The sequence below is a fragment of the Limisphaera sp. VF-2 genome, assembly GCF_049537125.1.
Taxonomy (GTDB): domain Bacteria; phylum Verrucomicrobiota; class Verrucomicrobiia; order Limisphaerales; family Limisphaeraceae; genus Limisphaera.
Genome location: NZ_JBMVQY010000002.1, coordinates 132,858 through 150,654 on the forward strand (window position 1 = coordinate 132,858; position 17,797 = coordinate 150,654).

Consider the following 17,797-nt stretch of genomic DNA (forward strand, 5'->3'; position numbering starts at 1 on the left):
GGGTCTCCGCAGGCCTCCGGGCGGCAGCGGAATTCGGGGGCGCATCCGTTCGTTGGAACTGGCCGAACCCTCATGGCCCCGGCTGCTGGTAATGAACGTCCACGAAGGTGAAGTAGATCTCGCGGGTGACCTCCCACGGCCAGGCCTGACCCTTGGCGTAATAGGCACCCAGCTGCGTCCAGCAGGGGACCTTGTGGCCCACCGTGAGCAGTTCGGAATTCAGGTTCGGGTCTCCCGCAAGCCGGCGCAGGAGATCGCGCAGGGGACCGCTGGCGAAGCGGGTGGGAGAAACGCGTACATCGGCCGTGTGCACGGTGTATCCGTACTGGCGCTCCATTTCCTCGCGGAGCGAGGTGGTGTCCTGAAAGGCGCGCAGGCAACGGAGGAGGTGCTGCGCGGAGCGGTGCATGGAACAACGACCGGCGCGGAAGGGAATCGACGCGTCGAGGAAACAGTCGTGCACTCCGAGCAGCAGCCGCCAAACCTCGCCGCTCTCGCCGCCCACGCCGGCACAGGTCTCGGCCACAATGCCTTCCAGCTCGGCCACCACGGCCCGGCGCAGCAGCACCAGCGGGACCCCGTCCATGAAACGGCCCAGCCAGGTGCTGTCGCAACCCCAATCGATCACCTCGCCGCTCTCCAGTTGGGCTCGCGATTCCACCTCGAGCAGCCCGGTTTGGCCGGTCCCGAGCCGGACCAGGTTGCTCGATTCCAACTGCAGCCGGACTCCGGTCCGCAAGGGCAGGCTCTGACCATTGCGGGTGATGAGCTGACCGGGCCGCGCGGTGCGCACCTCCCGGCCCGAGGTGCTCCGCACCTCCAAATCGGATTCGAGCAATCCCTGATGTCCTTCCCACGCGACACGGCTGCCGGCGGCCAGTACCAGCGGGGTGTCGGGCGCCAACACCCGTTCCTTTCCATCGGCCAGCCGCAACCGGGCAGACCAGGAGAGGGTCACTGGTTCGACGGTGAGTAGCGATTTTCGACATCGGACCCGGCCGCCCCGGTACAATTGGTCGTAATCCACACTCTCCAGGGGATTCAGGCCATCCATGGGCGAGACCTGGATGGCGCGGCCGACGCTGCCGGAAATGTTCTCCCGGGAAAGGCTGACGCGGAACCGGGGCGGGCCCAACAGGCGCGTGTGAACACCATCGACCAACAGGACGTAATGGTCCAGCTCCAGCGGCCGCAAGCCCTGTTTCACGGTTTCCACCGCCACCCCACAGGCCCGCTTCAAATCGCCCAACGTCGTCACCACGGGCTGGCTGCCGCGCAATTCCACGACTCCATCCTGCAGCCGCACGGTCCCGCCTTTGAGCAAGCCTCGCAGCCATTCCTCGATCTGTTGGGCGCCGCCCTTGTGGGGGGCTCCCAGGGCCACCAGTTGTTGCGCGTCCAGACGATGCATGCCTCGCGCCCCCAGTCTGTAAAGGGGCGCCTTCAAGGGCCAGTCCGGAGTGCCGTCCCGCCAACCGCAACGCCTCTGGATGTTCCGGCAGGAGGAAAGGCCCTGCGGGTCTTACCCGTTCGCTCGTTCCGCAAACGCGTGTGGAACTCCACTCAGGGGCGTGATCCAAGGGTCCGGCTCGTCAAGTGAGCACTACGGGCGTAAAGGCCCACCCGGGACATCTCCGGCTCGATGCGGGTCGTGTCTGGGGGAGGGTCCCTGAGAAAAATTCCTCGGCGAAGTATGAGTCCGGGGATTCGAATCGCCCGGGCAGAAGTGACCCCGGATTCCCCCATTCGCCAAGTGTCCGACGCCGCCCCGCAGGCTCGAGGGCGCGCCACGGCCCGGCCAAGAGCTGCCGGCCCGTCGGCCCGGGCAGAGCCGTTGAATGCATCCTGAGCGCCGGAGCGCAGAGCCCGATCCGCTTCAATGCGCCGACCCTGCACAACGGGCCGGCTGTTCTTCGGCGCCAGCCTGCTTGCGCAAGCCTCAGAAAGCCGGTCGATCCGGCCGTGCCCGATGCCGCTTCACGGCCGCTCGGCAAACCGGCGTGGTTTTCCAAACGGGCGTGGGGAAAACCTTCGCCTGCCGGGCTAGGCCTTCTTGGCAGATTTTTTCGAGGCTTTGTCGGTTTCCGGGGCAGCGGATTCTGCCGCTGCTTCGCCAGATCGGCGTGCGCCGGCCCGTTTCTCGGTCTTTGGCTCGGCCGGGGCTGGTGCGGCTGCAGTCTCGGCCGCGGGAGGCGGATTGCTGCTCTCCACGCGCACCTTGAGCGTGCCCTTGACTTCCGGGTGCAGCCGCAGCTCCACCTCGTATTCCCCGAGGCTCTTGATGGGGTGCTCGAGATGGATCTGCTTCTTGTCCAGCACCACGTCGAACTGGGTCTTCAGTGCGTCGGCGATGGTCCCGTTGGTGACGCTGCCGAACAGCTTGCCATCCTCGCCCGTCTTGACGGTGATGACACAAACGAGTTTGGCGAGGGAGCGGGCCAGTTCGCACATCGTGTTGTACTCCTGGGCCTCGCGTTCGGCACGGCGCTGCCGCAGTACTTCCAGCCGCCGCTTGTTTGCGGCGGTCAGAGGGATGGCCAGGCCGCGCGGGAACAAGTAGTTCCGTGCGTAGCCGGCGGCCACGGTGACCTGGTCGGATTCGGCGCCCAGGCCGACGATATTGCTGGTGAGAATGACTTGCATCTTGGCCATAAAGAAAACTCCGAAAAACCCCGGGTTGAGGGCTCAAAAAGGTACATCGTCTTCCGGGGGCAGCGGCTCGGGTTCGACCGGCTCGGGGGCCGGTTTGCCGGCGCCGGCATTGGCGTTCTCGGCGCGCCCGGAATCCAAAAACGAAAAACTTTCCAGCACGACGCTCAGCTTGGAGCGTTTCTGCCCGGTTTGCTTGTCCTCCCAGGTGTCGTAGCGCAGGCGTCCTTCGATCAGCACGGACCGCCCCTTCTTGAGGTATTGGGCGATGGTTTCCGCGGTTTTGCCGAAGGCGTCCACGTCCACGAAGGTGGTCTCGTCCTTCAATTCCCCGGTTTCGGTGCGCCAACGGCGGTTGATAGCCAAACCCAGGCGCGCGACGGCGGTGCCCTTGGGCGTGTAGCGCAGTTCCGGGTCCCGGGTCAGGTTCCCGGCCAGGATGACTTTGTTGAAATTGGCCATCGCGCACCTCCTTTCAGTGGTCAGGCGGCGGCTTTGACGGGCGGTGCCAGCGTGAACATGACGCGGAAGATCTCCTCGTTCAGGGCGAACCGGTTGCGCAGCTGGGCCAGCGCCTCTGGCGGCGCCTCGAAAATAAAGTTCACGTAGAAGCCCGAGGTGACCTTCTTGTTGGCCACGCGGGCGAAGCTGCGGCGATCCATTTTCTGAATGGTTTCGACGCGGCCACCCGCCTGGGTGATTTCGGCCGTGATCCGGTCGATGGCCTCCTTGATGCCTTCTTCGCGACCGGCCGTGTTGAGGATGAAGAGTCCTTCGTATCGTCTCACGTCTCGTCTGTCCTTTCGGCTGGGCGTTCGACCCATCCGTTATATCGGTTCATCGCCAATTGCAATCCGAAGTCCAGCCAGCACTCGATCTGGTCCGCCGCCTTTTCGAGCACCTTCTGCAGTCGTTCCCATTCGTCGGGGCTGAATCGGCCCAGGACGTAGTCGGTGATCTCTCGCGCACCGGGCTGGCGTCCGATCCCAATGCGCAGCCTGGGGAACGCGGTGGTCCCCAGATGCGCCGTGACCGACTCCAGTCCGTGATGGCCACCCGTGCCGCCCCCGGGGCGCATGCGAATTTGCCCCAGCGGCAAATCCGCGTCGTCCACCACAATGAGGACCCGGTCGACGGGAATTTGATGGTACCGGGCGACGGCGGCCACGGACCGGCCGCTGGCATTCATATAGGTTTGGGGCTGACAGAGCAAGACCCGGTTGGGGCCGCGCGGGACCCGCGCCAGCCTCGCCTCGAAGGCCCGTTCCCAGGTCCACTTGGCCTGCCACCGCTGCGCCAACCGCTCGGCCACGAGAAACCCCGCGTTGTGCCGGGTGCGTTCGTACGCGGGTCCCGGATTGCCCAATCCGGCCACCAGATACCAGGATTCCATGGACAGGCCGGGCTACAGAGACGGTTGGGCGCCGCGGTGCCATCGGCGACGGGGCTATTTCTTCTTTTCGGCTGCGGGTTTCTTCTCCGCCGCAGGCTTTTTCTCGGCGGGTTCCGGCGCAGCCTTTTTCTCGGCCGGCTCGGCGGCAGCTTCTTCCTTCTTTTCCTTGATCATCTCGACGGCGCCGGCTTCCACCGGAGCGGCTGCGGCCGCGGCTTCTTCCGCCTCCACCTTCGGCACGGCGATCGTGATGACCGGGGCGGATTTCTCCCCCAGGATCTCCACGCCCGGCGGCACCGGCAATTCGCCCAGATGAATCGTCTGGCCGGCCTGAAGGTTCGTCACGTCCACCACGATCTGTTCGGGCAAATCCTTGGGCAGGGCACGCACCTTGACCCGGAACAGCACGTGTTCGAGGATGCCGCCGCCGGTCTTGACCCCCACGGCCTCGCCCACGGTCTCGACCGGCACGTACACGGTCACCTTTTCGGTCTCGGCCACCTCGTGGAAATCGACGTGCAGGATGGCGCCCGTCAAGGGGTGACGCTGGATGTCCTGCAGAAGCGCCAGCCGTTGCGGCCGGGCGTCGCCCTCGACGGTGAGGTCGACCAAAATGTTGTCCGAGGCGGTGTGGTGCAAAAGATTCTCCAGTTCGCGCCGCGGCACTTGGAGGGTTTGCGGCCGGGTGTGCCGGCCGTAAATGACAGCGGGCACGTGCCCGGAAGCCCGCACGCGGCGGGTGCCGCTGCGACGCGTTTCATTGCGCGGAACTGCTTTCAGCGGTACGGCTTTCATTTCAGTGTCTCAGGTCTCGGGGGCGTTCAACTGGTACGCCCGCCCTTGAACTCGAAGAGCGAGTTGACCGATTCGTTGTTGTGGATGCGCTTGATCGCCTCGCCCAAGAGTCCGGCCACCGACAGCGTGGTGATGTTCACGCCGGTGATGACCGGACGCAGCACGGTATCAGTTGTGATCAGTTCGTCAATCTCGGAGTTGCGGAGCCGCTCGATGGCCTGATCGTTCAGGATGGCGTGGGACACGCAGGCCAGGATCTGGCGGGCCCCCTTGCGCTTGAGCAGCTCGGCCGCCTGCACCAACGTACCGGCCGTCTCGGTCAGATCGTCCACCAACAAGCAGTTCTTCCCGCGGACCTCGCCGATGACGGCCAGCGATTCCACCTCGGTGGCGCTGCGGCGGCGCTTGGCCACGATGGCCAGCCCGGCCTCCAGGGTCTGGGCGTAGGCATAGGCCATCTTCAGGCCCCCCACGTCCGGGCTCACCACCACCAGGTTGGGAATGTTCTTCTGGCGCAGGTAGGCGTACATGACCGGCGCCGCATACAGATGATCCACGGGGATGTCAAAAAAGCCCTGGATCTGCTGGGCATGCAGGTCCATCGTCAACAGCCGATTGGCCCCGGCCGCAACCATCAGGTTGGCCACGAGCTTGGCAGTAATGGGCACCCGCGGCTGATCTTTGCGGTCCTGTCGGGCGTAGCCGTAGAAGGGCACGACCGCCGTGATGCGTTGCGCGCTGGCCCGCCGCAACGCGTCCATCATGATGAACAACTCCATCAGGTTGTGGTTCGTGGGCGGCGAAGTGGGCTGCACCACGAACACGTCCTGACCGCGGACGTTCTCCTCGATCTTGACAAACGTCTCCCCGTCCGGAAAAGGCCGGATGGTGGCCTTTCCCAGTTCGATCCCGATGTACTGACAGATTGCCCGAGCCAGGGGCTCGTTGGCCGTGCCGCTGAAAACCTTCACGTAACCGTGTTGTCCTGATGCCGGGTTTCGCGCTCGGAGGCTTGCAAACCGAGCGGCTCAAAACAAAAAGCCACCGATCCTCGGTGGTAAAGGCGGCTTCCACTTTACCAGGATCCATGGTCCGTGCAAGTGGCATCTTCGGACCGGTCTGCCGTCGGCCGTATTGCAGGTTGCGGACGTGCCCCAAAAAGCCCGGCGCAATTCCGGGCGTCCCCTCGGCATGAGAAAACCGAGGGTAAAGGGCATTGCACCCGGGTTCTTGAATCCGGGGGCTCCAAAGCCGTGCGCCCACCGTGACCGCGGGTCGGTCGGGGTCGGGCAATGGCCGGTTCGGGTCCCTCCGTCGAAATCGGGCGTCTCGAGCGGCTGCTTCCGGATTTCTTGGGAGTCAGTGGAGGCGACGGTGACCGTCTCGATCGGCCCGGCTGGCTGTGGCGTGCAGCCGGCGACCCCGACCTGTTGGGGCCGCCGTTTGGCGGGTGTTGAGTTGGCTCCAAAGCCCGGGTTCGGTCGCCCACCCATGGGCGAGAGGCCCTTCCCCTTCGAGAGATGGATGTCATGGCCAGGGGGCTGGGAGTGGCCGTTCTCCTCGCCTCCGCGGAGCAAAACCCGGGACCGAACCGTCGCGCAAAGGGCGGCCGGGAAAGGGGGGCTGCATCGGCACGGCGGGTGGCGTATTGGAGTCTGCAAGGTTTCCCGGCCTCGAGATTCCGAGATGAAAGACTCGAGAGATGCGTCGGTTCGACATCGGAGACCGCTACTTCGAGCGCGCTCAGTTCGCGGCCCGACAGATGCTCCTGCGCGCGCTTGGCAATTCCTCGGGCTCGGCAGGGCTGGCCGTCCGAAGTCCACCACAGCCAATTTGGCCGGGGTTCGGGCCACGCAAAGTGTTTGGTTTTCCGACAACCCGTCGGCCAGGTTTACACTTTTGGTGGGTTGGCTGAGATTGCGGTAACTGGTTACAAGACAATCGGATGCATGGCCGCCATCGGGTCAACTACGGATTCGGTGGGGAAAAGTGTAATCTTTTCCTTACACATCTGTTGGCTGCCGCTTTCCACAGCAAATCCGTAACATTCTAATGTACAATTACTTACGATTGATATGCCGCGTTGGCATGAAATCAGCTCATGATGGTTTCAGCTGAAGAAAAGCGCGAAACCGTGAACCGAAAAGTTTGGAAAGGAAAGGTGGCCATGAAAAAGAACTTGAGAGCCCTGAGCGGCCTGATGTTTACCGCCGGCTTGATCACAGCGCAGGCAGCTGTGATGGCCCCACCCGAGATCGTGCGCCTGTCCCGAGTCGAGACTGTCGTGACTGACTTGGGGAACGGCTTTTATCATTACAGCTATGTCGTCTGGAACGACTCCGAACGCCAGAGGGATCCTGGCAATCGCAAGATGTGGGTCTGGCCCCAAATCATCGGTTGGGAGATCCCCTTGGACTCGCCGGGTGTCGTAACGGCAATTACTGCACCGCCCACATGGGATTGGCAAATCCTGAGCGCCGAAGAATATGTTAATCTGTACGGGGTGGAGAACCCTTTCGATGCCTTGTACGTTCTTCAGTGGTACGATGCTGAACTGATTCGCGGGATCAGCAGGAACAAGCGCATTGTGCCAACCGGGTATAACGCGTTTTTCGCCGAGAATCAGTATGAACCGTCTGCGGACGGCTTTGGGTTCATTTCACCCTTGGCTCCCGTGGACGGGCCTTATGCCGCGGTATGGTTTGATCGGTACCGTCAGCTTGGCGACCCCCCTCTGCCGGGGGGCGGCATTACTGGCGGTGGGTTGCCCTACACTCCTCGGCACCAAATGCCCGATGGGGGGACCACTGCGGTACTGCTGGGGTTGAGTTTGATCGGCCTGCAGATTTGGCGACGGTCACGGTAACGCGCTCCGCTGCCGCCCGCCTGTAAAGCGGGCGGCTTTTTTTTTACCGAAGCGGCTCGCTCGGACGGGGTGAGCCGCTTCTGCCTTCTTCTGAAACTGTGGATTCGCTCCCTGACTTCTGCCGATGTACCGACTGTATGGGCGGACTTTACCAGAGGCCCGGCAGCGACGCCGTTTGCCGTCGACCGACTCTGCAGATCACCAACGCCGCAAGTCCACTGGATCGCGGCGAGGGCGCGATGCGACAATGGTGTGCCATTCGTCGCGGAACAGGCCTTCCTGTGCGAGGCCACAGCCCTGTCGATCTCCCGTCCAAAGCCACCGGCCCGTGCTGCACTACTTTCCAAACTTGAAACAGGCCGTCGAAGGGTGCATTGCGGTGTTGGATGAACATTCGTCACAGGGCGCCTCGGGCGATCAGCTTCGCTTGGAGACCTGTCTCGGCATGGCTTGAGCTCCACCTGCGACCGGCTCGTGACCGAGTCCGACCGCGCGCGTTTACCGTGGTGCCCGCACGTCGCCCCGGGATTCAGTTTTTGCAGGGTTCGGGCCTGGCTGCGAGCCCGAGCAGTCTGGGCCGGTAACGTCCTTCGGAGGACAGGCTCCGGCTGAATTGAGCTCTCTCGAGCACCGAACACGATGTCCGGCGTGGATTTGCAGCAGAACCACCAACTTTGCGGCCTGCTCGAACAGTTCCAATTCCGGGCCGCGCTCGAGGTGGAACGCTGCGTGCACCAAGCGTAGCAGCGGCTGGGATGGTACACTCTTTAAGGGCCCCGGGCTGGACCGAGGAAAAACGAACGGGGGATGGCGCCGGGCCATCCCCCGAGGAGAAGCGATCAAAACCAGCTAATTGAGAGACCGGGCCTGGCGGGCCTGCCATTTCCTGCGCGCCCAACCACCCGCCAGAGCGAGACCGGCAAATGCGCCGGCCAGCCAGGTAGAAGCCTCGGGAACAGCCTCGACCATCATGCGTTGGGGATCTGATAATGAAGGTTCGCTCCAATTCCCCCCGCCAACATCATAATAGGAAAACCGGCTCGGGAATCCGGTTCCCGATGTGGACTCCGTGTAACCCCAGTGAATGGACCCGCTGAGCGGCTTAACAACGATATAGTAATGCCGCAGTTTGGTGATCGGCACATTGAGGCCGGTGATGCTAACGACGTTATCCTCGTTGTCGGTTATTGGATTGCTGAGCCCGCCAGCCAGCACGGCCACCATTGACCCCGGTCTGCCCCCGGCGCCCGAAGCGTTCCATAGCTCAACGTTGTACTGGCCTTCCGTGTCACTGTAGAGGTTTAAATGAACCGCTGCCAGTGCACCATAACTCCCGCTGAAGAATGACTGCGCCGCCCAAAAGGTAGTTGGGTCAAGTTCCACAGAGGCGGCAAAATCTTGATTCAGGTTGTCTGCAATCACGATCCCCGCGCGCAATTGGGGTGCACAGAGAGCTGCTGCGAGCGCCGTCGCTTTCAGAAGAGCCGTGATTTTCATGGCATCGCTGCGGCTTTTTTAGCAGAGCCCATGCGGCAGTCAACAGTTTTTTCAGGCCACGATTCTTTTTACCGGCGGCTCGGGAGACTCTGGATGAGCCCGCCGCCGTGGCTGCTTTTGCACGGTGCCAGTCCTGATGGGACGACTGTCGCCGGGTCGGTGGCCCGAATCCTCATCGGCCGTGGATGCCGCAGCGGCATGCGGCCTCAGCGCGAGAAGCAACGATGGTGGGAAGCGCTTCGGGCCGGCGGTGATTCCGAAGCATGCCGATTCCCCTGGAGTCATCCTGGCAAGCTATTGACCAGCAAGAACTTGGCGTTTTCCATTCCTGTATTTCGCCGGCCTGCGGGCCGGGGGCTGCGCCCTCAGAACCCGAGTGTCGCGGTTTTTGGACTGCTCCGGGCTTCTTTGGGACCGGTGGACCTGCGCGTGAGCGAGCGGTCGAAAAAAGGGGTTTCCCGAAAACGTGCTTCGATTCTCTCGAGAGCCCCCATGTCTTTTCCTGGCAAAACGGCTTTCCGGCAACCTCCTAAGGTCCCTGCGATTCCCGGCCGCGGGGGTCCCAGACCAGGTCCGGGATGGGACTGCCATCGGGTCGAAGGATCTCGATCCAAAAACCGCAGCCGGCGGTGTGTTGGGTGAGTTTGACGAGCAGAGTGTTCCAGCCGCGCTGCAGGTGAGCCGGGGCATGATCTTGTCCCCGGACCAGGCCGCGGATCGCGTTGTGGGCATGGACGAGCCGGCCGTTGATCCAGAGTTTGATCCCGTCGTCGCTGCCGATGCGCAAAAGCACCGGCAGGTTCACGGGCGCGTACACCCCGGTGCGGGCGTACAGCACACAATGGTCACCCGGCTGCAAGTCGGTCAGATCCACATGGCCGGGCTGATTGGGGGATGCGGCTGGTTTCGTTCGCCAAGCGATCTGCTGGGTCCCGGTTTCCTCTGGTGGGAAGGGCACGTCGAACAATGCCGGCCCCTCCCGGCCTTGCACGCGATAAGGGCCGGCCACCTGCCAGCCGGAATGGAGCTGGCGCAGGCGATCCGCCGCTTGCGCACGGATCGCGGGTGTGGTGCCTTCGGCGGCCAGCGTTGCGAGGATGTCCTCGGCTGGTGACCAGGAGTCTGCCAGGGCGCTGGCCAGTTGGCAGGAGGCCGATTCAGCCTCTGCCCGTACCGTCGGGTCGTCGCGGCGCAGTTGTTCGACCGCACGGAGCGTGTCCGGGTGCGGAAACCGGGGCAGGACCGACAAGCCCAACCGCCGCAGCGCGGGCGTGTCGGCCACGGCCAGCAGACGCAGCGCCGTTACTCGGGATTCCTCGGACTCTGGCGCCGTCGCAGCGTGCTCACTCAACAAGCGGATGGCTGCTTCGAACAAGCGGGCACGTTGTTTGGGATTCTGCGTTTTCTCGCATTCCCGAACCAGGTCCGGGAGCAGGGCAGGGTCGCGCGTTTGGGTCAGGGCTTCCAGGGCGAGGGAACGTCGGGCCGGGTCGGCGGCAGTCAATGCGCGGCGGATCGCGGCGCGGACACCTTCGTGGCGGAGCCAGCCGGCGATTTGGTGCAGCGCGACGGCGGTGTCTCCAGCGGTCGTAGTCATGGCCTCGAGCAACGGCGAGGGATCCAGGGATCGCGGGTCGAGCCGCTCCAGCCAGCGCTGAAAGAACTCGACGCCTTCGCGTCGGACCTCGGCTTGGGACACCTCGGCGATCCACCGGACCAAGGGAGCGAACTCGGCGGGGCCGGCCAGCTCGATCAGCGCGCGCAGTGCGGCCGATTGGGCAGACGCGGGGCCGGTTCTCACCACGTGGATCAGTGGCGGCACCGCTGCGGTGTCGTGTCGGGCGCTCAGAACCCGGACCAGCTCGAGTTGGACGCTTCCCGAGGCGCGCCGCAGCTGTTCGATCAGGGCTGGGGTGACTCCGGGGTGTGCCATATGGGCGAGGGCCCAGCGGGCGGCTTCCTGTTCGGCTCCGACCCCATGGGCGGCCCGTTGGAGCAGGAGCTCGGTGTCGCTTGCGTCTCCCACTACGGCAAGCGCACGAATGGCAGCGACACGGACGGGAGGCTCTCCCTCATGGATCAACTGGCGAACCGCGGGCGCAGTTTCAGGGCCGGCGCCGTACTCCAAGTGGGCCAGGGCGGCCGCCTGCGTGAGCGGGCCCGCTCTCGACAAGGCATGGATCGCCAGTGCAGTGCGGGCCTCCACCGGCCATTCCGGCCACAAGGCCAGCACGGCCGGGATGGCCTCCGGATCGGAGCCTGTGAGCGCCTGCGCGGCCTCCTCGAGGAGCCGGGGGCCGGCTGATCGCAATTTGCCGATCCAGGCAGCACGGCGGATGGCCGCGGGCTGGTCCGAACTCATCAAGCGCTCGAACCATGCCAGCGCTTCGGAGGTTTGCCCCGCGCTCCTGCGCATGTCTGCCAGCAGCAGGACTGCCGGCGCAATCAAGCGGGCCCCTTGTGGACCCAGCCGGATCCATGCCCTTTCCAGCGCCGCTTCTGCCTCGGCGGAACCGATGCGGGCCAGCGCCAGACTCGTCGCAGCCAGCAGAGCCGGATCCGACGGACCGAGCAGCGGCGCCAGATGTGCCGCGCTGGCCGGATCCCCCCGCAGCCCGAGCGTTTGCACGATTGCGAGGCGAACGGCGCCGGTGGCCTGGGCCAGGGCGGCATGCAGGGCGGCGGTGACCTCGTGGCCCGGCACCACCTCCAACGCATGAAGCGCGGCATGAGCGGTGAGCGGGTCCTGGAGCAGCGGAGTGAGCACGGGCACGGCCTCGGGGCCGGCCACGGTGCGCAACCGGGCGCACAGGTTGGCTTGTTCGGTTGCATTCGTGGTCGCGCGCAACCGGCTCATTAGCTCGGCCGGATTCTCCCGCAGTGTTTCTGCCCAACCGACGCTGGTTGCCCCCAACGAAATGCCCAAAACCCAGGTGCCCGCGAGGGATTTCGCGAACCGACTCCATGGTGGGCAGGCGGCAAGGTTCATAATCCCCAGGGTGGACGCGGGACGTAAGACAGAAACCGATTGGCTTCGGCGTCGCCCTCGAACCGGCGTTGGCTTCCGTTCCACCGCAACGAACGTTGAAGGGCCAGGGCGATGCCGCCGGCCAGGATGAAGTCCATGGTTTGCACCGCAACGACGGGATTGCACACGGGCGCGCGACGGGTGCGGATGCAGTCGAGGAAGTTGCCCGAATGACTGCTGGCGCTGTGCAGCCGGGTTTCTCCAGGTCGGAGGGGTGTGCGCAACAGGTCGGGCGGGTCGGCCACGATTTGCGACCGGTCGACGGCGATTCTGCCGGCCGTGCCGACGAAACAAACACCGCCTTCTTGTCCGACCGGCTCGCCGGGGTGGAGATCCGAATGAACCACGACGCCGCCCGGCAGGTGATATCGGACGGCAGGCTGCCTGCCGGGGCCGGTGGGCGGGACAAACTCGATCTCCACGGTGGCCTCCGCGGTCAGACCGGTGCCCCAGAGCACAATGTCGTAGTGATGCGGGCTCCAGTTGACGTCCCCCACGAAACATCCGGGCAGGGCATGGCCGGGCTCGCCGGCGTAGGGCCGCCAGGGCAGGGGCCCGAGCCAGAGGTCCCAGTCGAATCCCTCGGGCACGGGTTGTTGCTCGGTGGTGGTCCACGGCTGCGGCCAAAACGCGCCGGGCAGGCGATACGCGAAAACTTCTCGCAAGGTTCCGATGCGGCCGTTGCGCACCAGTTCGCAAGCGAGGCGGAAGCGTCCGGAATACTCGCAGCGCTGCTGGGTGCCCGCCTGATAGACGGCGCCCCATTGGCGGGCCGTGTCGAGTACCAGTCCGCCCTCACGGATCGTGATCGCGACGGGTTTCTCGCAATAGACATCCTTGCCGGCGCGCATGGCGAGCACGGACATGGGGGCGGCCCAGTGGTAGGGCAGGGCCAGCAGGACGGCGTCGATGTCCGGGCGGGCCAGGAGTTCTCGAAAGTCGGCGTAGGCCTCGACGCCGCGGTAGTTCGGTTGGCCGAGTTTCTCGGCGTACACTTGAAGGCAGCGCTGGCGCGCGTGCTCGCGTCGGTCTCTGCGGACGTCGCACACGGCCAGCACTTGCACGTCGGCACGGGCAACGTACCCGCCCGGCACATAGGTCCACGCGCCCCCCAGCAGGTGTCCCATGCCCTGACCGCCCAGACCGATGAAGCCCATTTGGATTCGCGCACTGGGCGGCCGCAGCCCGCCCCGGCCCAGGGCCGTCGCCGGGATGATCCACGGCGCTGCGCAGAGGGCGGCCCATCCTCGTGCGGCCGTCGCCAGGAACCTGCGTCGGGACACACCCGGGGACCGAGTCAGCTTGCGTTGGGTCATGAGCGGCCGGGGATGGGATGTGCGCGGCTGTTCCATTCTCGGTGCGAGGGGTTCGAGGGGGCCGCGCATGTTGAGGCAAAAAAGAATTGGTGCCGATGGAGGGAGTCGAACCCCCAAGCCCTTGCGGGCACCAGATTTTGAGTCTAGCGCGTCTGCCAATTCCGCCACATCGGCACCGACGACACTTTTAGCATACACATCTGCGCCATTCTGTAAACCCCCTGATGAAGTCGGGGCGCGGACGCACTTCAGCTCCACAGCTCCGCGTGCCGGCGGCGGACCTCGTCAACGGCGGGCGATGCGCTGTCGGGCGGCCTCCAGGATCTTTCGCTCGCGCGGGGTGAGGCTTTGAATGCCGTGCGCGGAGATTTTGTCCAGGATGGGATCCACCTCCCGGCTGAGGAACTCGTCGGGTGGCAGGTCATCCGGCAAACGCGGTTCGGGGGCAGCGGCGCGGGGAGAGGTCATCAAGCGGGGCGTGGAACGGGGCTTCGAAGAGCGACTCTGAAAGCGGATCCGCAGCCCCGGCCAGGACCAATCCAGCCCCCAGCGCGCATAGATCACGCCGGCCAGCATTCCGCCCAGGTGCGCCGCGTGCGCGATGGAATCTCCGGGGAAGAGGATCCCAAACAGGGCCAACAGCGCACTGATGAGCAGCAGGTACTTCGCTTTGAGCGTCAGTGGCAGCACGAAGAACAGAAGCAGGGTGAGCGGCCGCTCCGGGTGGAGCATGGCGAAGGCTGACATGAGGGCGAAAGCGCCGGCGGAGGCCCCCATCACGGCTCCACCGAACCACCGCGGAGAAATGGCGGCCGCCAGCACCTGCAACAGGCCGCCTGCGAACCCACCGATGAAGTACAGCGTCAGAAACCGGCGGCAGCCCAGCTCCTCCTCCAGGGCGCGGCCGAATACGTAGATCACGAACGCATTCAGCAGCAGGTGCAAAAGCCCACCGTGCATGAACTGAAAGGTGATCAACTGCCACACATAGCCGCGGCTCAATCCCTCGAGACTCAGCGCCAGCAGGGGATCCGTGGGGAAGCCCGGGAAAACTCGGTAAAGGACGTTCTGCACCAGGAACGCCACGGCATTGGCCACAATGAGCCACACCGCCACGGGCCAGCCAGTGCGGCCGTACGACGCGCTCCGCATGTAATCCCGGTCCTCGAGCATCCCAGTGCCAAGCTACCGTTTTTGAGCGGCCGAATCAAACGTGGTTTCGGGCTCCGACGTTGGACAGCATACGTTCGCGCCGTGGGACGGAGTCTTTGGCGAAGCTGGGTGCCGCCACAGGTTTTGGGACATCCGGGTTTGCGAGTTTGCCGCGTCCAACTCTGAATCCGAGGACCGCGTACCGCGGTGCTTCTGAAGCCAAGGGCTCCACCGTGTTGGGGCACAACGAGATGACAGACAGACCTGCGCCGGGTTCGTGACGAATCTGCTGCGTTCGACCTGGGGGGTGTGCAAGGCTGACGCCGGGCGATGGGGGCGCTATGACAAGTGATGGCGTTCCCAGTCAGGTCCGTAACCGGCGGCGCCGGATGGCAAGCAGCGGGGCGGGGACAGCCGGGCGGGATGGACAGCAGCAGTGCCGGGAGCGGTGGCACCTTGCACGGGCCTGCGAACACGGCCCTTGCGTGCCACCCGCACGGGTGAGGACCTCTCCAGGGGCCGTTGCGCTTCGGGGCATGCCAGGGCGCGGCCAAGGTTTGGACTTTTTCGGATCGGCCCGTCGGCGTACCCTGCGCGCCCGTTGCGACGGATGAAACTGTTCAACACGCTGACGCGAACGCTGGAGGAGTTTGTGCCGCTGGACCCGGGCGGCCGCCACGTGGGCATGTATTGTTGCGGCCCCACGGTGTATGACTACGCCCACATCGGCAACTGGCGCACGTTCGTGTTTGCCGACCTGCTGCGCCGCTACCTTGAATTCCGCGGCTATGGGGTCCGGCATGTGATGAACATCACCGATGTGGAGGACAAGATCATCCGCCGCGTCCGTGAGACGGGGATGTCCCTGCGCGAATACACGGCCCGGTACGAGGCGGCCTTCTTCGAGGATTTCGAGACGCTGCGGTGCCGGCGGCCGCATCTGACCCCGCGGGCCACGGAACACATCCCGGACATCATCGCTCTGATCGAGCGGCTGATGGCGCGCGGCCTGGCCTATCGGGCCGCAGATGGCTCGGTGTACTTCAGCATCGAGAAGTATCGCGCCGCCGGGGGCCACTACGGGCAGCTGGTGCGGGTTCAGTTCGATCAATTGCGCCCGGGGGAACGGGTGCGAAGCGACGAATACGCCAAGGAAACGCCGGTGGATTTTGCCCTCTGGAAGGCCCGGACGCCCGAGGATGGCGAGATCTTTTGGCCCAGTCCCTGGGGCGAGGGCCGACCCGGCTGGCACATCGAATGTTCCGCCATGAGCATGAAGGCCCTGGGGCCGAGTTTCGATCTGCATCTGGGGGGCGAGGATCTGATGTTCCCGCATCACGAGGACGAGATCGCGCAGAGCGAAGGAGCTGCGCTGCAGCCCCCCGGCCAGCGGTTTGTGAAGTACTGGCTGCACGGGGCGTTCCTGTTGGTCGAGGGTCGCAAGATGAGCAAGTCGCTCGGCAACTTTTTCACCCTGCGCGATCTTCTGGCGCGCGGGTTCAGCGGGCGCGAGATCCGTTACACGCTGCTGACGGCGCATTACCGGGAGACCTTCAACTTCACGCTGGAAGGCCTCCAGGCCGCCCGCGGCGCGTTGGGGCGGCTGGACGAGTGCCTGACACGGCTGCGCGAGGTTGCAGCCGCCGCCACCGGCAACGGCGCTCCGACCGCGGCGCAGGCGGTGTCGGTCCCGGACCTGGTGGGGCCGTTTACGGCGGCCATGGATGAAGACCTGAACATTTCGGCGGCGTGGGCTGCGGTGTTCGAGTGGGTGCGGCAATTGAATCGGGCCATGGCGGCCGGGGAACTGACGCCGGACCAGGCCCGGGTCGCCCTGGATCAGTGGCAGCGCGTCGATCAGGTCCTCGGGGTGGGCGAAGTGCAGGAGCTGCAAGTGCCGCCCGAGATCCAGTCTCTGGTGGAAGCGCGGCAGGCGGCACGCAAGGCCCGGGACTTTGCGCGCGCCGACGCCTTGCGGGAGCAATTGAGGGCAGCGGGTTGGCTGGTCGAGGACACTCCCAAGGGGCCCCGCTTGAAACGCATTCAGAGCTGAGCGCCGGTCCCGGCGGCCGCAAGTTGTGCGGGTCTGCCGGTGTGCACCCCAGGTTGTAACGAGGTTTGTGAAAGGGCTCTTCATCACGTTTGAAGGCACGGAGGGCAGTGGAAAGACCACACAAGTGGCCCTGCTGGCCCAGCGATTGCGCGAGTGGGGGCGACGCGTGCGCGTGGTCCGTGAACCCGGCGGAACCCCCATCGGGGAAGAGATTCGCCACACACTCAAGCACAGTCAGCACAACCACGCCATGACCTGGGAGACCGAGCTGCTGCTGATGAATGCCAGCCGGGCCCAGTTGGTGCGCGAGGTGATCCGGCCCGCGCTGGCGGCCGGGGAGATCGTGTTGTGCGACCGGTTTGCCGACTCGACGATTGCTTATCAGGGGTACGGTCGGGGCCTGGATCTGGAGATGGTGCGTCGGGTCGTCGAGGTGGCGGTGGGCGGTACGTGGCCGGATTTGACCCTTCTCTTGCACGTGCCGCCCGAGGTCAGCGCCGAACGTTTGCGGTCCCGGCAGGCCACGCTGCCTTTTGTGCGGGATCGAATGGAGGAGGCTGACCCGGCATTTTTCGAACGTGTGGCTCAGGGCTATCGAGCCATTGCGCAAGCGGATCCCAAGCGGGTCAAGGTCATTGACGCCACGGGTTCCATCGAGCAGGTGCGAGCGGCCATTTGGCGGGAGGTGGCGCCCCTGGTGGCCTTGAGCGAGCCGTGAGCCGGTCTTGCTGAGTTGGCCGGAGGAGCGAAAAGCCGCGTCGGATATCGTAATCGGAGATTTGGGATCATCGAAGATTTCTCATTAGCGGAGATTTTTCATTATCGGAGATTTTTCATTACCGGAGATTTTTCGTTATCGGAGATTTTTTTCATTTTTTCGCTTGCAACCCTATATATTGGGGATATCGTCGCGTCGTTGCCCTACAGGTTGGGCAATGAGCCTTTCCGGGCGGCTGGTTCGCCCGGGTAACGGCCCAAGTTTGAAAGCGTAACTTTTAGCAACCCCCGTCGGCTGGACCTGTGGATGCGGTGTCCCTGGGCCGGCCGG

14 protein-coding genes and 1 tRNA gene are annotated in these 17,797 nt (G+C 64.6%); 3 read left to right on the forward strand and 12 right to left on the reverse strand.

Translation table 11 applies throughout. The features are described from left to right. Positions 1 to 70: 70 nt before the first annotated feature. The 7 genes from ACPDIT_RS07960 to ACPDIT_RS07990 form a co-directional block, all read right to left on the reverse strand. The gene (locus ACPDIT_RS07960) at positions 71 to 1,411 is read right to left on the reverse strand and encodes a hypothetical protein (protein ID WP_423442668.1); all 1,341 of its coding nucleotides are present in this window, start codon (positions 1,409 to 1,411) and stop codon (positions 71 to 73) included. A 632-nt stretch (positions 1,412 to 2,043) separates the two neighbouring features. After that, positions 2,044 to 2,652: a 50S ribosomal protein L9 gene (gene rplI / locus ACPDIT_RS07965; RefSeq protein ID WP_423442669.1), complete on the reverse strand. Its 609-nt coding sequence runs from the start codon at positions 2,650 to 2,652 to the stop codon at positions 2,044 to 2,046. 33 nt (positions 2,653 to 2,685) lie between these two features. Then, a complete protein-coding gene (gene ssb, locus ACPDIT_RS07970; RefSeq protein WP_423442670.1) occupies positions 2,686 to 3,111 on the reverse strand; it encodes a single-stranded DNA-binding protein in 426 nt (141 codons plus the stop codon). Positions 3,112 to 3,131: 20 nt separating this feature from the next. Beyond that, positions 3,132 to 3,437, reverse strand: a complete 306-nt coding sequence (rpsF, locus tag ACPDIT_RS07975) for a 30S ribosomal protein S6 (RefSeq protein WP_423442671.1) — start codon at positions 3,435 to 3,437, stop codon at positions 3,132 to 3,134. Then, positions 3,434 to 4,042, reverse strand: coding sequence for an aminoacyl-tRNA hydrolase (gene pth, locus ACPDIT_RS07980; RefSeq protein WP_423442672.1), 609 nt, complete (start codon positions 4,040 to 4,042; stop codon positions 3,434 to 3,436). The genes rpsF and pth overlap by 4 nt, the downstream gene beginning before the upstream one ends. 54 nt (positions 4,043 to 4,096) lie before the next feature. Beyond that, positions 4,097 to 4,837 (reverse strand): 50S ribosomal protein L25, encoded by a 741-nt coding sequence (locus ACPDIT_RS07985; protein WP_423442673.1) that lies wholly within the window; start codon positions 4,835 to 4,837, stop codon positions 4,097 to 4,099. A gap of 26 nt (positions 4,838 to 4,863) precedes the next feature. Next, positions 4,864 to 5,808 carry a ribose-phosphate diphosphokinase gene (locus ACPDIT_RS07990; RefSeq protein ID WP_423442674.1) on the reverse strand — a complete coding sequence of 315 codons (945 nt, stop codon included), beginning with the start codon at positions 5,806 to 5,808 and terminating at the stop codon, positions 4,864 to 4,866. A gap of 1,196 nt (positions 5,809 to 7,004) precedes the next feature. Here ACPDIT_RS07990 and ACPDIT_RS07995 point away from each other — a divergent pair. Then, positions 7,005 to 7,703, forward strand: coding sequence for a VPDSG-CTERM sorting domain-containing protein (locus tag ACPDIT_RS07995; protein WP_423442675.1), 699 nt, complete (start codon positions 7,005 to 7,007; stop codon positions 7,701 to 7,703). An 849-nt stretch (positions 7,704 to 8,552) separates the two neighbouring features. Here the strand turns inward: ACPDIT_RS07995 and ACPDIT_RS08000 are convergent. The 5 genes from ACPDIT_RS08000 to ACPDIT_RS08020 all read right to left on the reverse strand — a co-directional run bounded on the left by ACPDIT_RS08000 (position 8,553) and on the right by ACPDIT_RS08020 (position 14,696). After that, the gene (locus tag ACPDIT_RS08000; RefSeq protein ID WP_423442676.1) at positions 8,553 to 9,200 is read right to left on the reverse strand and encodes a hypothetical protein; all 648 of its coding nucleotides are present in this window, start codon (positions 9,198 to 9,200) and stop codon (positions 8,553 to 8,555) included. 529 nt (positions 9,201 to 9,729) lie between these two features. After that, entirely contained in the window at positions 9,730 to 12,057 is a 2,328-nt protein-coding gene (locus tag ACPDIT_RS08005) for a HEAT repeat domain-containing protein (RefSeq protein WP_423442677.1), read from the reverse strand. 128 nt (positions 12,058 to 12,185) lie between these two features. Beyond that, positions 12,186 to 13,544 carry a Gfo/Idh/MocA family protein gene (locus ACPDIT_RS08010; protein WP_423442678.1) on the reverse strand — a complete coding sequence of 453 codons (1,359 nt, stop codon included), beginning with the start codon at positions 13,542 to 13,544 and terminating at the stop codon, positions 12,186 to 12,188. 87 nt (positions 13,545 to 13,631) lie between these two features. Then, positions 13,632 to 13,718: transfer RNA gene (locus tag ACPDIT_RS08015), tRNA-Leu, on the reverse strand. Positions 13,719 to 13,829: 111 nt separating this feature from the next. Beyond that, entirely contained in the window at positions 13,830 to 14,696 is an 867-nt protein-coding gene (locus ACPDIT_RS08020) for a rhomboid family intramembrane serine protease (protein ID WP_423442679.1), read from the reverse strand. A gap of 610 nt (positions 14,697 to 15,306) precedes the next feature. Here ACPDIT_RS08020 and cysS point away from each other — a divergent pair. Next, positions 15,307 to 16,749, forward strand: coding sequence for a cysteine--tRNA ligase (cysS, locus tag ACPDIT_RS08025; protein WP_423442680.1), 1,443 nt, complete (start codon positions 15,307 to 15,309; stop codon positions 16,747 to 16,749). Positions 16,750 to 16,816: 67 nt separating this feature from the next. After that, on the forward strand, positions 16,817 to 17,467 hold the full coding sequence (tmk, locus tag ACPDIT_RS08030) for a dTMP kinase (RefSeq protein ID WP_423442681.1): 651 nt from the start codon (positions 16,817 to 16,819) through the stop codon (positions 17,465 to 17,467). Positions 17,468 to 17,797 lie beyond the last annotated feature (330 nt).